This window comes from Pseudomonas sp. YA1, assembly GCF_058680555.1.
Window position 1 is genome coordinate 227,358 of record NZ_JBZWBG010000005.1, and the last position, 14,632, is coordinate 241,989.

Sequence of the window (14,632 nt, forward strand, 5' to 3'; positions counted from 1 at the left end):
CAGACCATGTTTCCCGAACGCCTGACATTTTCCATCGCCGACTGGGTCAACGCTTGGGTCGACGCCCTGGTGACCAACTACGGCGACCTGTTCCGCAAGATCTCCGACACCCTGCTGTGGGCCATCGTCAACCTCGAAGGGCTGCTCCGCGCCACGCCCTGGTGGCTATTGCTGGCGATCGTCGCGGCGATCGCCTGGCACGCCACCCGGCGCCTGCTGCCGACCCTGGTGATCACCGGCCTGCTGTTCCTGGTCGGCGCCGTCGGCCTCTGGGACAAGCTGATGCAGACCCTCGCGCTGATGCTGGTGGCGACCTTCATCTCGGTGCTGATCGGCATCCCCCTGGGCATCCTCGCCGCGCGCAGCAACCGCCTGCGCGCGGTGCTGATGCCGCTGCTGGACATCATGCAGACCATGCCCAGCTTCGTGTACCTGATCCCGGTGCTGATGCTGTTCGGCCTGGGCAAGGTGCCGGCGATCTTCGCCACCGTGATCTATGCCGCGCCGCCGCTGATCCGCCTCACCGACCTGGGCATCCGCCAGGTCGACAGCGAGGTGATGGAGGCGGTCAACGCCTTCGGCGCCAATCGCTGGCAGCAGCTGTTCGGCGTGCAGTTGCCGCTGGCCCTGCCGAGCATCATGGCGGGGATCAACCAGACCACCATGATGGCCCTGTCGATGGTGGTGATCGCTTCGATGATCGGCGCCCGCGGCCTCGGCGAAGACGTACTGGTGGGCATCCAGACGCTGAACGTGGGCAAGGGCCTGGAAGCCGGCCTGGCGATCGTCATCCTCGCGGTGGTGATCGACCGCATCACCCAGGCCTACGGCCGTTCCCGGCACGAGACGAGCAAATGAGCGGTGCGCAGATGAACAAGATCGAAGTGAAGAACGTGTTCAAGATCTTCGGCCCGCGCGCCGATGCCGCGCTGGCGCTGATCCGCCAGGGACGCAGCAAGGCCGAAGTGCTGGCGCAGACCGGCTGCGTGGTCGGCGTCAACGACCTGTCGCTGACCATCGGCGCTGGCGAGATCTTCGTGATCATGGGCCTGTCGGGTTCCGGCAAGTCGACCCTGGTGCGCCACTTCAACCGCCTGATCGACCCCACCAGCGGCGAGATCCTGGTGGATGGCGAGGACATCCTGCGCTACGACATGGAAGCCCTCCGGCAATTCCGCCGGCGCAAGATCAGCATGGTGTTCCAGAGTTTCGGCCTGCTGCCGCACAAGAGCGTGCTCGACAATGTCGCCTACGGCCTGAAGGTTCGCGGCGAAAGCCGGGCGCAGTGCCACGAGCGGGCCCTGCACTGGATCGCCACGGTGGGCCTGAAGGGCTACGAGAAGTCCTATCCGCACCAGCTTTCCGGCGGCATGCGCCAGCGCGTCGGCCTGGCCCGCGCGCTGGCCGCCGACACCGAGATCATTCTCATGGACGAGGCCTTCAGCGCCCTCGACCCGTTGATCCGCGCGGACATGCAGGACCAGTTGCTGGAACTGCAGAAAACCCTGCACAAGACCATCGTCTTCATCACCCACGACCTCGACGAGGCGGTACGCATCGGCAACCGCATCGCGATCCTCAAGGACGGCCAGCTGATCCAGGTCGGCACACCACGGGAAATCCTCCACCAGCCGGCCGACGACTACGTCGACCGCTTCGTCCAGCGGCGGGTGGCGAACCTATGAGCGACCTACCGAGCGTCGTGTTCGGCGACGGTCCGCTGCGTTGGCAGGAACTGGTCGCGGTGGCCCGGCACGGTGCGCGCCTGGAACTGTCGGCGGCGGCCTGGGCACGGATCGACAATGCCCGCGCCATCGTCTGCCGTATCGTCGCCAATGGCGAGCGTGCCTACGGCATCAGTACCGGCCTCGGCGCGCTGTGCGACGTCCTGCTGGAAGGCGAGCAGCTCGCCGAGCTGTCGCGCAACACCTTGCTCAGCCATGCCTGCGGGGTCGGCGAGCCGCTGCGCGACGAACAGACCCGGGCGATCATCTGTGCCGCCGTCGCCAACTACAGCCAGGGCAAGTCCGGGCTCGACCGTTCGCTGGTGGAAGGGCTGCTGGCGCTGCTCAACCACGGCATTACCCCGCAGGTGCCGGCCCAGGGCTCGGTGGGCTACCTGACCCACATGGCGCACGTCGGCATCGCCCTGCTCGGCATCGGCGAGGTCAGCTACCGCGGCAGCGTCGTGCCGGCCGCCGCCGCGTTGGCGGCGGAAGGCCTGGCGACGGTGCGCCTGGGAGCCAAGGACGGGCTCTGCCTGGTCAACGGCACGCCGTGCATGACCGGCCTCGCCTGCCTGGCCCTGGACGACGCGCAGCGCCTGGCGCAGTGGGCCGACGTGATCGGGGCGATGAGCTTCGAGGCCCTGCGCGGCCAACTGGCGGCGTTCGACGCCGAGATCGTTGCGCTCAAGCCGCATCCCGGGATGCAGCGGGTCGCCGCCAATCTGCGAGCCTTGCTGGCTGGCAGCCAGGTACTGGAGAACGCCCGCGGCATCCGCACCCAGGATGCCCTGAGCATCCGCTCGATACCGCAGATCCATGGCGCCTGCCGTGACCAGTTGGCCCACGCGGCGCGGCAGATAGAGACCGAACTCAACTCGGCCACCGACAACCCGCTGCTGCTGGGTACGCCGGAGGCCTACCGGGTGGTATCCCAGGCCAATCCCCACGGCGAATCGGTGGCGATGGCCGCCGACCTGCTGGCGATCGCCGTGGCCGAGCTGGGCGGGGTCGCCGAGCGGCGCCTGGATCGCCTGGTCAACCCGCTGGTCAGCGGCCTGCCGGCGTTCCTGGTGGGCAAGCCGGGAGTCAACTCGGGGATGATGATCACCCAGTACGTCGCCGCCTCCCTGGCCGGCGAGAACCGCCAGCTGGCGCAGCCGGCGGTGGTCGACAACTTCGTCACCTCGGCGCTCCAGGAGGACCACCTGAGCCTCGGCACCAGTGCCGCGCTCAAGCTTGGCAGGGCCCTGGAGAACCTCCGGCGGATCCTCGCCATCGAGTACCTGCTGGCCGCCCAGGCCTTCGAATTCCTCGCCCCACAACGCTTCGGCCAGGGCACCGCGGCGGCCTGGGGCATCCTGCGCGAGCGCGTGCCCGCGTACGACACCGACCGCTGGCTGGCTCCCGACATCGCCAGCGCGGCGGCCATCCTCGGCGAGCGGAAGAGTCTCGCCCGGCTGGCCGCGAGCATAGGAGACCTGCAATGAAACGACTCTGGCAGCATTGCCATGCCGCCACCCTCAAGGGCGGCAAGTACTCGATCGTCGAGGACGCCGCCCTGGTCACCGACGGTCCGCTGATCCACTGGATCGGCCCGCGCGCCGAACTGCCGCCCGGCGACTACGCCGAACGCATCGACCTCGATGGCGCCTGGCTGACCCCGGGGTTGATCGACTGCCACACCCACGCGGTGTTCGGCGGCAACCGCAGCGGCGAATTCGAGCAGCGCCTGGAGGGTGTCAGCTACGCCGAGATCGCCGCCGCCGGCGGCGGCATCGCCAGCACCGTACGCGCCACCCGCGAGGCCAGCGAGGAAGAGTTGCTGGTCAGTGCGCGCAAGCGCCTGGAGCCCTTGCTGCGCGACGGCGTGACGGCGCTGGAGATCAAGTCCGGCTACGGTCTCGACCTGGCCAGCGAACGCAAGATGCTGCGGGTCATCCGCCGCCTCGGCGAACGCCTGCCGGCGACCGTGCGCAGCACCTGCCTGGCCGCCCATGCGCTACCGCCGGAATACGCCGGGCGCGCCGACGACTACATCGAGCATATCTGCTCGACGATGCTCCCCGCGCTGGCCGGGGAGGGACTGGTGGACGCGGTGGACGCCTTCTGCGAGCACCTGGCGTTTTCCCCGGCGCAGGTCGAGCGGGTATTCATCGCCGCCCGCGAGCTGGGCCTGCCGGTGAAGCTGCACGCCGAGCAGCTATCCTCGCTGCACGGTTCCAGCCTGGCGGCGCGCTACCGGGCTTTGTCGGCCGACCACCTGGAGTACATGACCGAGGACGACGCCCGCGCCATGGGCGAGGCGGGCACCGTCGCGGTGCTGCTGCCGGGCGCCTTCTACCTGCTGCGCGAGACCCAGCTGCCGCCGATCGATGCCCTGCGCCGGCACGGCGTGGCCATGGCCATTGCCAGCGATCTCAATCCCGGCACCTCGCCGGCGCTGTCGTTGCGCCTGATGCTGAACATGGCCTGTACCCTGTTCCGCCTGACCCCGGAGGAGGCGCTGGCCGGTGTCACCCTGCACGCCGCCCGGGCGCTGGGGCTGGAAGCCCGCCACGGCAGCCTGGAGGTCGGCAAGCTGGCCGACTTCGTCGCCTGGGACATCGAGCGTCCGGCGGAGCTGGCCTACTGGCTGGGCGGCGATCTGCCGAAACGCGTCATTCGCCACGCCGAGGAGGTATACCGTGGATGAAGTCCTGAGTTTCAAGCGCGGCCGCGTGCCGCTACTGATCAGCATGCCGCACCCCGGCACGCGCCTGACCCCGGCGGTGGACGCCGGCCTGGTGGAGGAGGCGCGGGCGCTGACCGATACCGACTGGCACATTCCCCGGCTCTACGATTTCGCCGAGGAACTGGGTGCCAGTACCCTGGCTGCCCACTATTCGCGCTATGTGGTCGATCTCAACCGCCCTTCCGACGACAAGCCGCTGTACAGCACCGCCACTACCGGCCTGTATCCGGACACCCTGTTCGACGGCCGGCCGCTCTACCGCGAAGGCATGGCGCCGTCCGCCGAGGAACGCATGCGCTACCTGGCCGAAGTGTGGACGCCCTACCACCGGACCATCGCCGAGGAACTGGCGCGGCTGAAGGCCGAGTTCGGCTACGCGCTGCTCTGGGACGCCCACTCGATCCGTTCCCACGTGCCGCACCTGTTCGACGGCCGACTGCCCGACTTCAATCTCGGCACCAACGCCGGCGCCAGTTGCGATCCAGCGCTGGCGGCCCGCCTGGAGGCGGTCTGCGCTGCCGCCGAAGGCTACAGCCATGTGCTCAACGGGCGCTTCAAGGGCGGCCACATCACCCGCCACTACGGCCAGCCGGAGCAGCACGTCCATGCCGTCCAGCTGGAGCTGGCGCAGTGCACCTACATGGACGAGCAGGCCCCGTTCGCTTACCGCGCGGACCTCGCCGAAGCGACCCGCGCAGTCATCCGCGAACTGCTGGAAAGCCTCCTCGCCTGGGGTCGCGAGCGCTACGCCTGAGGTACTCGGAGGCGGCGGACGCCTGGCCCGTCCTGGCGGACGTGAATGCCGCGGATGGGGTGGGGCGTCCGTGTCGGCATTCTGGAAATTTTCTGTTACAAATTTTTTGAGGTCAGCGTTGATGCGGCCGGGAGGCCGAGTGCGCAAAGAGTTGCACAACTGTTCTCCTCTATCCTCTCGGCCAGCATTTCCATCGCGCGGGCGCAGGCGCGTCGCGCCCGGAACCGAATACGCCAGGAACGCACGGCTGCGTTTCCAAGAGGACAGTGAATGTTCGCCCCCGCCAACCAGACGCACTTCAGCCTTCGCATCGAAAACCTCCGGCACGACTTCCAGGTACTCGCCTTCCGCGGTCGCGAAGCCATCAGCCAGCCCTTTCGCTTCGACCTTGAGCTGGTCAGCGAGCGATCCGACCTGGACCTCGACGCGCTGCTGCACCAGCCGGCCTTCCTGATCCTTTCGCCGAGCGGGGAGGGGGTCCACGGACAGCTCACCAGCATCGCCCAGGGGGACTCCGGCAAGCGCCTGACCGGCTATCGCGCGACCCTGGAGCCGCGCCTGGCCTACCTGGGGCTGTGCAGCGACCAACGCATCTTCCAGCGCCTCAGCGTGCCGGAAATCATCGGCCGGGTGCTGGAGGGCCACGGCATTCTCGCCGACGCCTATCGCTTCCAGCTGGGCCCGACGCCGTACCCGGCCCGCGAATACTGCACGCAGTACGACGAAACCGACCTGGCGTTCCTCAGCAGGCTCTGCGAGGAGGAAGGCATCCATTACCACCATGAGTTTTCTGCCCAGGGCCATGTGCTGGTCTTCGGCGACGACCAGACCTCCTTTCCGCGGCTGCAACGCCCCGTCGCCTACGTGCAGGACGCCGGGCTGGTCGCCGACCAGCCGGTGGTCAAGCGCTTCGGCGTGCGCTTCGACACCCGTGCCAGCCGGGTTACCCGGCGCGACTACGACTTCGAGCAACCCGCGTTGCAGATGCAGGCCGCCCATGGCCCGCAGCCCGGGGCGCAGCAACCGGACCTGGAGGACTACGACTATCCCGGCCGCTTCACCCACCGCGAGCGCGGCAAGCACCTGAGCCGGCGCGCGCTGGAACGGCATCGCGCCGACTACCTACAGGCCAGGGGCGAAAGCGACGAACCGGCGCTGCTCAGCGGACACTTCCTGACGCTGTCCGCGCATCCCCGCGGCGAATGGAACGATCTCTGGCTGCTTACCGAGGTTCTCCACGAAGGGCGGCAGCCGCAGGTACTGGAAGAGTCGATCGACAGCGACGTCGCGCAGGGCCGGGGCGATTTCCGCCAGGGCTATCGCAACCGTTTCGTCGCCACTCCCTGGAGCGCGCATTTCCGCCCCCCGCTGGAGCATCCCAAGCCACGCGTGCTGGGCTGCCAAACAGCGGTCGTGACCGGCCCCGCCGGCGAGACCATCCACTGCGACCAATACGGCCGGGTCAAGGTGCAGTTCTTCTGGGATCGCCTCGGCCAGGCCGACGACAACACCAGTTGCTGGTTGCGCGTCGCCTCCAACTGGGCGGGCAAACGCTATGGCGGCGTCGCCATCCCGCGGGTGGGCATGGAAGTCCTGGTGGGTTTCCTGGAGGGCGATCCGGATCAGCCGCTGGTCACCGGCTGCCTCTACCACAGCGAAAACCGGGTGCCCTACGAGCTGCCGCAGAACAAGACCCGCAGCGTTTTCAAGACCGACAGCTACCCCGGCGGCGGCGGTTTCAACGAACTGCGCATCGAGGACCGCAAGGGCCAGGAACAGATCTTCGTCCACGCCCAGCGCGACTGGGACGAGAACATCGAGCACGACCAGAAGATCCGCGTCGGCCATGAGCGCCACGACACGGTCGAGGGCGATAGCTACAGCGAGTTCAGGGCCGAGGAACAGCGCACGGTCCACGCCGACCGCAAGGTCGAACTGAAGGCGGCCGACCACCTCAGCGTCGCCGACGCGTTGCACCTGAGGATCGGCACCGGCCAGTTCGTCGAGGCGGGCGACGAGATCCATTTCAAGGCCGGCGACAAGGTAGTGATCGAGGCAGGCATGGAGCTGACCCTAAAGGGCGGTGGCAGCTTCGCCAGGCTCGACCCGGGCGGCGTCACCCTCGATGGCACCCAGGTGATGATCAACAGCGGCGGCAGCCCCGGCATCGGTAGCGGCGTTCGCGCGCTGTCGCCGCTGCAACCGCTCGCGGCCGACGCCGCGGCGGCGGGAGGCGCCTTGTTGGGAGCCATCGCCCAGAAGGTCGGCGAAGCGCCGCAGAAACTCCTGCGTTTCGAACTCAGTCCGTTGCCCGGTGTGCCATCGGTGGCCAGGCAACCGTATCGGCTCTACGCCAACGGTGCCCTCAAGGAGGAGGGCATCGCCGACGAAGGCGGCGCAATCAGCTTCGAACCGCTTCCGGGCGAACGCACCTATCGTATCGAGACCGCCAATGGCCACGCCTACGAAGTGGAGATGGTCGACCAGCCGGACGCACTGCAGGCCGACGATCGGCTCGCCCAGCAGGGGTTCCGCGACTACCGGGCAGAAATGCCCCAGCACAAGCCGCGTTCCGCCCCGGACGCCTACCGGCGCGACGCCTCGCGGCCCGGCGCCGCCGACAAGGATGACCCCACGCCATGAGCGACCTGTACAAACCGCAGACCCTCAAGCTGTACGCGCAACAGGCCGGCAGCGTCCGGCTGACCCTCGACTGGTTCGCCAACAAGGCCTTCTACCCACCGCGCGCGGGTGTGCACATCAAGCCGCTGATCAATGGCCAGGCGGCCTTCGACGCGGTGCATGCGTCGATGGAAGCGGCCCGGCAGAGCATCGACATCATCACCTGGGGCTTCGACCCGGCCATGCGCTTCAAGCGCCCCGACGGACCGCGAATCGGCGAATTGCTGCAGACGAAGGGCCGCGAAGGGGTGCAGGCGCGGGTGCTGGTCTGGAGCAACCAGCTCGCCAGGCTCAAGGAAAACACCATCCCCGGGGCCGGCGTCGGCGGTTCCGGCGGCACCTGGGCGGGCTCGGGCGTCGCCAGCGGCAGCGCGGTGGACAACGAGGTGCTGCGGCTGGAGCAGCGGCGCCAGCATAACCTCAACCTCATCGCGCGGCAGAAGGAAACCCTGGAGCGCTCGGAACGGCTGCACCGCGAAGGCAGGCTGCCGAGCTTCGACCCGCGGGGCGCCGCCCACGCGCGGACGCGCATCGCCGAGCTGGAGGCGGAGAACGCCGAGATCCAGCGCACTCTCGACAGCAGCGAGGCCCAGGGCTACGGCGGCAAGCGCGGTTCCGGCGGCACCCGCCAGGATCCCTGGGGGCAGATATTCACCCGCGACTGGTTCAAGGCGGTACGCGGCGGTGGGTTGCAGAACGTCGAGTTCCGTACCCGCGACTTCGAGCAGACGGCCAGGCCGGTGATGAACGGCGAGCAGGTGCGCCTCGTCAACGGGCGGCTGCAAAGCCTGATCCACCTGTTGCGCGCCGATGGCATCGACGACCTGGGCATCGGCCAGTTGCTGGTACTCACCCAGTTCGCCAGCCATCACCAGAAGATGGTCCTGGTCGACTATGGCAGCCCGCAGGCCATCGGCTTCGTCATGGGTCACAACATGCACCGCAACTACTGGGACACCAGCGCCCACCTGTTCGACGACCGCGCCGCCGGTCGCGATCCCGGGTTCGGGCCCTGGCAGGATATCTCCATGCAGGTCCAGGGACCGGTGCTGGCCGACCTCAGCCGCAACTTCAGCGAGGCCTGGGACCTCGAGACGCCGTGGTACAAGCGCTGGTTCTCGACGCCATCGCTGACCGCCGAGCGCGACGCCTTGCCGCTGCCGAAGATCGCCACGCCCGCCAGCAACAGCGTCGCGCAGATTTGCCGGACCCAGCCGCAGGACGACGAGCGCTCGATCCTGGAGCACTATCTCAAGGCCCTGGGCAATGCCACCGACTACGTCTACATGGAAAACCAGTACTTCCGTTATGCCGGCTTCGCCGAGCGCCTGCGGAAGACTGCGCAGGTGCGCAAGGCCCGGGGTGTGCCCGGCGACCTGTACCTGTTCGTCGTGACCAACACCCCCGACTCCAGCGACGCCTCGAAGACCACCTACGACATGATGAAAGGCCTGGGCCAGGAGCAACTGATGCCGCAGGTACAGCGCGACCTGGCGCATGACTTGAGGGAAAAGCGGGAGCAGTTGAAGCAGGTCAGGGAAAACCTACATCCCGATCCCTATGTCCGGCGCGGCCAGGAAAACAACATCGAACGGCTGGAGCGCAAGATCGAGGCGCTCGAAGAGAAAGGCGTGACGCCGGAAGTCGAGCAACGCCTCGGCGATCTCGGCGCGCAGGAGATTCCCGGACTGGCGAAGAACACCGGCGAGGACGACAAGCCCTATCAACTCGCCGAAGTACCCGGCCTCAAGATGGTCGTCGCCACCCTGGCCACCAGCGACCCCGCCCCCGGCAGCCCGCCGCCAGCGCGCCTGTCCGCCGAAGCCGAGGCCGCCCTCGGGGCACCGCCGCTGAAGGCGCGCTACAAGCACATCTACGTGCACTCCAAGCTGCTGCTGGTGGACGACCTCTATACCCTGCTCAGCTCGGCCAATATCAATGTCCGCAGCATGCATGGCGACAGCGAGTTGGGGATTGCCCAGCCCAATCCGGATTTGGCGAGGGCGATGCGGGAGGAGTTGTGGGAGCTACATGCCCAGAAAGTGGCTGCGACAACCGAAAAAAACTTCAAACTCTGGAATCAGAAAATGGATGCGAATTGGAGACAGCAACGTAAAGACGAGCCTTTGGTAGCTAACTTGCTTCGCTTCTGGGATGTCGTGACACCTTATAGCCCCGGTCTCACGGTGGACTGAATGATGCGTCCATTATGTTTTTTTCTCTTGATTTTTTTGTTGTCGGGAAATCCTGTCATGGCGGCTGAACTACGACCTTTTATATGCGTTAACGAAAAAGACCATTTGCCATCTCTAGATCCTCAGGCTGATGCATGGTATCGGGAGGCAGTAGCTCTCGCCAAGCCCGATACCCTGCGTCCCTGGGATCGTATCGTCGATCTATACAGTAAGGCAGTTGAGCGTGGTCACTGGAAGGCTATGCATAACTTGGCGAGCCTCTATCGTACCGGTTGGCCAGGCGGTGTGGAGAAGGATACTCAGAAAGCTCTAGATCTCTACCAGAAGATGATCGATTTGAAGGTTCCTCAAGGTTTCTACGATATGGCGGCAATGATCGGAAATCGTGCTGGCGTCAAGAATCCTGCGACTGATGGACTTACTTTTCTCGATAAGGCTGCAAGCTTGGGTAATCCACCAGCATTAACTGAGTTAGGAAGGCTATATATATATGTTGCTGGACAGGATGAGTTGGGGCTGAAATATACGAACTGTGCTGCAGGCCAGGGCTATGCTCCTGCCAATTACGAGCTGGCGATGTACTATCGTTTGGTGGCACATAACTACCCAAAGGCGGCAGGCTATTACCTTCTTGCTGCAAGCCAAGGAAATGATGATGCTGCCTTCTTCATGTCCGGAGTTTTTGATAAGACTAGTCCCGATGTTGACAGAATGTGGTACGCCCCCGATGAGAAGCTGCACAAACTATATGATGGTATTTACGATCAACTTGCCGCTGATCCTGATTTGCGTTTTCCCAACTTGATAAAGGACCATCCTCTGCCTCCTCACCCGACCCAGGGCTACGACGCAGATCGGCCCGACTGGAAACCGGGGCAGTGATGCGGCTGATGGCTATTGGACTTTGGGCCGTGCTCTGTCTTGCAGGCGTCCCCGTGATGGCCAACAGCAAACCATTTGTCTGCGCTAATGAAAAAGACCATCTGCCGCCGTTGGATCCGCAAGCCGATGCTTGGTACCGCGAAGCAGCAGCCTTGGCCAAGCCCGATACTCTGCGGCCCTGGGGCCGTATCGTCGAGCTTTACAGCAAGGCAGTGGAGCGCGGGCATTGGAAGGCGATGCATAATTTGGCGAATCTTTATCGCACAGGGTGGCCCGGAGGAGTAGAAAAAGATACGCAGAAGGCATTGGATCTCTATCAAAAGATGATCGATCTGGAGGTGCCCCAAGGGTTCTATGATATGGGAGCAATGATCGGCAATCGTGCAGGGGTCATGAATCCTGCAACTGACGGGCTTACTTTTCTTGATAAGGCTGCTAGCCTAGGAAATCCGCCGGCACTAACCGAGCTAGGTAAGCTCTATATATATGTGGCCAAAAAAAAGGATTTGGGGTTGGCGTATACTCACTGTGCTGCTAGCCAGGGCTATGCGCCGGCTAGTTATGAGTTGGGGGCGTATTACAAGATAGTAGAACATAATTTTCCAAAAAGCACTGGGTTATTATCAGGCGTCAGTCTCTCAGGGCGGAAAGAGTGCGGCTTTATTTATCTCCGGTGTTTTTGATAAAGCCAGTCCTGATGTCGATAGAATGTGGTACGCACCCGATGAGAAATTGCGCAAATTATATGATGGTATTTACGATAAACTTGCCGCTGATCCTGATTTTCGTTTTCCCAACTTGATAAAGGACCATCCTCTACCTTCTCACCCGACCCAGGGCTACGATGCAGATCGGCCCGACTGGAAACCGGGGCAGTGATGCGGCTGATGGCTATTGGACTTTGGGCCGTGCTCTGTCTTGCAGCCGTTCCCGTGATGGCCAACAGCAAATCATTTGTCTGCGTTAATGAGAAAGACCATCTGCCGCCGTTGGATCCGCAAGCCGATGCTTGGTACCGCGAAGCAGCAGCCTTGGCTAAGCCCGATACTCTGCGGCCCTGGGGCCGTATCGTCGAGCTTTACAGCAAGGCAGTGGAGCGCGGTCATTGGAAGGCGATGCATAACCTGGCAAATCTCTATCGAACGGGGTGGCCTGGTGGAGTAGAGAAGGATACACAGAAAGCTCTGGATATTTACCAGAAGATGATCGGCCTAGGAGTACCCCAAGGTTTCTATGACATGGGGGCAATGATCGGTAATCGTGCCGGTGTTAAGAACCCTGCTACCGATGGTCTGACCTTCTTGGATAAAGCCGCTAGTTTGGGGAGCCCGCCAGCACTGACTGAGTTGGGTAAACTCTATATTTATGTGGCCAAGGAAAAGGAATTGGGGCTGGCGTATACCAGTTGTGCTTCCAGTCAAGGTTATGCTCCGGCGAGCTATGAGCTTGGAAGCTACTATGAGTTGGTTGAACATAATTATCCAAAGGCACTTAGCTACTATCAAGTCTCCGTCTCTCAAGGCGGCAGGAGTGCAGCCTTTTTTCTCTCGCGCGTCTTCGGAAAGAGGACGCCTCCTTCAAGTGCAATGTGGTATACGCCGGATGAAAAGCTTGAGAAATTCTACTACTCCCTCTATCTGCAAATTGATGCCGACTCCGATCTTCGTTTTCCCAATTTGGTAAAAGATAACCCCTTGCCACCCCACCCCGTCCAGGGCTACGACGCAGCTCGACCCGACTGGAAGCCGGGTCAGTGATTCGGCTAATGGCTATTGGAATATGGGCTGTACTTTGTCTCGCGGCAGTTCCCGCTATGGCTGACAGCAAGCCTTTTGTCTGCGTTAACGAAAAGGACCATCTACCCCCTCTGGACCCGCAGGCCGATGCTTGGTATCGCGAAGCGGCGACCCTGGCCAAGCCCGATACCTTGCGTCCGTGGCCTCGTATCGTCGGGTTGTACAGCAAGGCGGCCGAGCGCGGCCACTGGAAGGCCATGCACAACTTGGCGAATCTTTATCGTACAGGGTGGCCCGGAGGAGTAGAAAAAGATACGCAGAAGGCATTGGATCTCTATCAAAAGATGATAGATCTGGATGTGCCTCAGGGGTTCTATGATATGGGAGCAATGATTGGAAATCGCGCCGGGGTTAAAAACCCTGCAACTGACGGACTTACTTTTCTTGATAAGGCTGCTAGCCTAGGAAATCCGCCGGCACTAACTGAACTAGGTAAGCTTTATATATATGTGGCCAAAAAAAAGGATTTGGGGTTGGCGTATACTCACTGTGCTGCTAGTCAGGGTTATGCGCCGGCTAGTTATGAGCTGGGGGCGTATTACAAGATAGTAGAACACAATTTCCCAAAGGCACTTGTTTATTATCAGGTGTCAGTCTCTCAGGGGGGCAAGAGTGCGGCTTTTTTCCTATCACGAGTCTTCGGAAGTGAGACTCCCCCTGCAAGTGCAATGTGGTACGCCCCCGACGAAAAGTTGCGAGAAGCGTATTATTCAATCTACAAAAAGCTTGAAGCTGACCCCGACTTACGTTTCCCCAATCTGATAGAGGACTATCCTCTGCCTCCTCATCCCACCCAGGGCTACGACGCGGACCACCCAGACTGGAAGCCGGAGCGGTAAGTACGCGAGGCGTGGGCCAGAACGACGTCCAAGGTTTCCAGCGGCAGGCCAGGCGGCAAATGCTACATCTGCACGGCCCGCAAACGCTCCTCGGCCTGGCGGGCGAGCATCCGCAACAGCGGAGCGAGGGTGTGCGGCGGGGTTTCGTCGGCGCGGGTGATGGCGTAGAGGGTGACCGGGAAGGCCGGGCTCAATGGGCGGATCGCGGTGCTGTGCGGGTCGGCGCCGAGGGCGGTGAAGGGATCGACCAGCGCCAGGCCCGCCCCAGCCTCCACCAGGGCGCGGGCGAGGGCGTAGGTCTGCACGGCGATCTTCACCTGTGGCGGTGGCTCCACGGCGCTGAGGTAATCCTCCAGGCGGGCGAACAGCGGGTCGGCGGTGGACAGCCCGATCAGCGCTTCGCCGGCCAGCCCGGCCAGGCTCAGCGGCTGCCGGCGTTCCGCTTCGGGCCAGTGTTCGCGCGGCGCCAGGGCCACCAATACGCCGCTGGCGATGGCTTCGCCGCGCAGGCCGGGGTGTTCCGGCTGCTTCAGGCTCAGGGCTAGGTCCAGTTCGCGCATCAGCAGGCCCTGCACCAGCTCGCGCGAATGCAAGGTGGCCAGTTCGCAGCCGCTCTGCGGATAGCGCGCGCTCCATTCGCCGATCGCCCGCGGCAGCAGCGACAGCGCCAGGGCCGGGGTGGCGCCGATGCGCAGGCTGTGGCCCGGCTGGCGCCGCAGGTTCTGCGCCAGGCGCCGCACGGCCTGCAGGCTATCGCTGAGCTTGGCCACTTCTCGCTCCAGTTCCAGCGCTTCCGGAGTCGCCAGCAGCTTGCCGCGCACTCGCAAGAACAGCGGGAAGCCCAGTTGCTGCTCGGCGTGCTGCAGGACCTTGCTCACCGCCGGTTGGGACACATGCAGCAACTGTGCGGCGCCGCTGACCGAGCCAGCCTGGCGGATCGCCTGGAACACTTCGATATGGCGGAGCTTCATCGGCGCGATCCCATAACCTGGATTTATACCCTGGCCATCTTTATTCATTGTCCTA

General features: G+C 63.8%; 11 protein-coding genes and 1 pseudogene. 11 read left to right on the forward strand and 1 reads right to left on the reverse strand.

The genetic code is table 11. From position 1 onward, the window contains the following. The first annotated feature begins 6 nt into the window (after positions 1-6). From AC4OR5_RS09080 to AC4OR5_RS09130, 11 genes and pseudogenes are all read left to right on the forward strand, one after another. Entirely contained in the window at positions 7-858 is an 852-nt protein-coding gene (locus AC4OR5_RS09080; protein ID WP_003095946.1) for an ABC transporter permease, read from the forward strand. Next, complete coding sequence (locus AC4OR5_RS09085) at positions 855-1,685, forward strand: quaternary amine ABC transporter ATP-binding protein (protein WP_003135837.1); 831 nt, start codon at positions 855-857, stop codon at positions 1,683-1,685. The genes AC4OR5_RS09080 and AC4OR5_RS09085 overlap by 4 nt, the downstream gene beginning before the upstream one ends. Further along, complete coding sequence (locus AC4OR5_RS09090) at positions 1,682-3,214, forward strand: HAL/PAL/TAL family ammonia-lyase (RefSeq protein WP_003101754.1); 1,533 nt, start codon at positions 1,682-1,684, stop codon at positions 3,212-3,214. The genes AC4OR5_RS09085 and AC4OR5_RS09090 overlap by 4 nt, the downstream gene beginning before the upstream one ends. Next, on the forward strand, positions 3,211-4,419 hold the full coding sequence (gene hutI / locus AC4OR5_RS09095) for an imidazolonepropionase (protein ID WP_034016197.1): 1,209 nt from the start codon (positions 3,211-3,213) through the stop codon (positions 4,417-4,419). Before AC4OR5_RS09090 ends, hutI begins: the two co-directional genes overlap by 4 nt. Beyond that, positions 4,412-5,212, forward strand: a complete 801-nt coding sequence (gene hutG, locus AC4OR5_RS09100; RefSeq protein WP_003095940.1) for an N-formylglutamate deformylase — start codon at positions 4,412-4,414, stop codon at positions 5,210-5,212. Before hutI ends, hutG begins: the two co-directional genes overlap by 8 nt. A gap of 270 nt (positions 5,213-5,482) precedes the next feature. Then, positions 5,483-7,855, forward strand: coding sequence for a type VI secretion system Vgr family protein (locus AC4OR5_RS09105; protein ID WP_058161049.1), 2,373 nt, complete (start codon positions 5,483-5,485; stop codon positions 7,853-7,855). After that, positions 7,852-10,089, forward strand: a complete 2,238-nt coding sequence (gene pldB, locus AC4OR5_RS09110) for a type VI secrection system-dependent phospholipase D effector PldB (RefSeq protein ID WP_058161050.1) — start codon at positions 7,852-7,854, stop codon at positions 10,087-10,089. Before AC4OR5_RS09105 ends, pldB begins: the two co-directional genes overlap by 4 nt. Beyond that, positions 10,090-10,971 carry a tetratricopeptide repeat protein gene (locus AC4OR5_RS09115; RefSeq protein ID WP_003115526.1) on the forward strand — a complete coding sequence of 294 codons (882 nt, stop codon included), beginning with the start codon at positions 10,090-10,092 and terminating at the stop codon, positions 10,969-10,971. It abuts the gene before it with no gap. 8 nt (positions 10,972-10,979) lie between these two features. After that, positions 10,980-11,850, forward strand: a pseudogene (locus AC4OR5_RS09120) (tetratricopeptide repeat protein). An 8-nt stretch (positions 11,851-11,858) separates the two neighbouring features. After that, on the forward strand, positions 11,859-12,728 hold the full coding sequence (locus AC4OR5_RS09125; RefSeq protein WP_058161066.1) for a tetratricopeptide repeat protein: 870 nt from the start codon (positions 11,859-11,861) through the stop codon (positions 12,726-12,728). Between the two features lie 8 nt (positions 12,729-12,736). Then, positions 12,737-13,606 (forward strand): tetratricopeptide repeat protein, encoded by an 870-nt coding sequence (locus AC4OR5_RS09130; protein WP_071536226.1) that lies wholly within the window; start codon positions 12,737-12,739, stop codon positions 13,604-13,606. 62 nt (positions 13,607-13,668) lie between these two features. Here AC4OR5_RS09130 and AC4OR5_RS09135 read toward each other — a convergent pair whose 3' ends face one another. Then, positions 13,669-14,625 (reverse strand): LysR family transcriptional regulator, encoded by a 957-nt coding sequence (locus tag AC4OR5_RS09135; protein WP_003121218.1) that lies wholly within the window; start codon positions 14,623-14,625, stop codon positions 13,669-13,671. Positions 14,626-14,632: the final 7 nt, after the last annotated feature.

Excerpts from the sequence above, each read along its gene's own strand:
- hutI (WP_034016197.1), top strand. The coding sequence starts at position 3,211 with ATGAAACGACTCTGGCAGCATTGCCATGCCGCCACCCTCAAGGGCGGC.
- AC4OR5_RS09085 (WP_003135837.1), top strand. The coding sequence starts at position 855 with ATGAGCGGTGCGCAGATGAACAAGATCGAAGTGAAGAACGTGTTCAAG.
- AC4OR5_RS09125 (WP_058161066.1), top strand. The coding sequence starts at position 11,859 with ATGGCTATTGGACTTTGGGCCGTGCTCTGTCTTGCAGCCGTTCCCGTG.
- AC4OR5_RS09135 (WP_003121218.1), bottom strand. The coding sequence starts at position 14,625 with ATGAATAAAGATGGCCAGGGTATAAATCCAGGTTATGGGATCGCGCCG.
- AC4OR5_RS09130 (WP_071536226.1), top strand. The coding sequence starts at position 12,737 with ATGGCTATTGGAATATGGGCTGTACTTTGTCTCGCGGCAGTTCCCGCT.
- AC4OR5_RS09105 (WP_058161049.1), top strand. The coding sequence starts at position 5,483 with ATGTTCGCCCCCGCCAACCAGACGCACTTCAGCCTTCGCATCGAAAAC.
- AC4OR5_RS09080 (WP_003095946.1), top strand. The coding sequence starts at position 7 with ATGTTTCCCGAACGCCTGACATTTTCCATCGCCGACTGGGTCAACGCT.
- AC4OR5_RS09090 (WP_003101754.1), top strand. The coding sequence starts at position 1,682 with ATGAGCGACCTACCGAGCGTCGTGTTCGGCGACGGTCCGCTGCGTTGG.
- AC4OR5_RS09115 (WP_003115526.1), top strand. The coding sequence starts at position 10,090 with ATGATGCGTCCATTATGTTTTTTTCTCTTGATTTTTTTGTTGTCGGGA.
- pldB (WP_058161050.1), top strand. The coding sequence starts at position 7,852 with ATGAGCGACCTGTACAAACCGCAGACCCTCAAGCTGTACGCGCAACAG.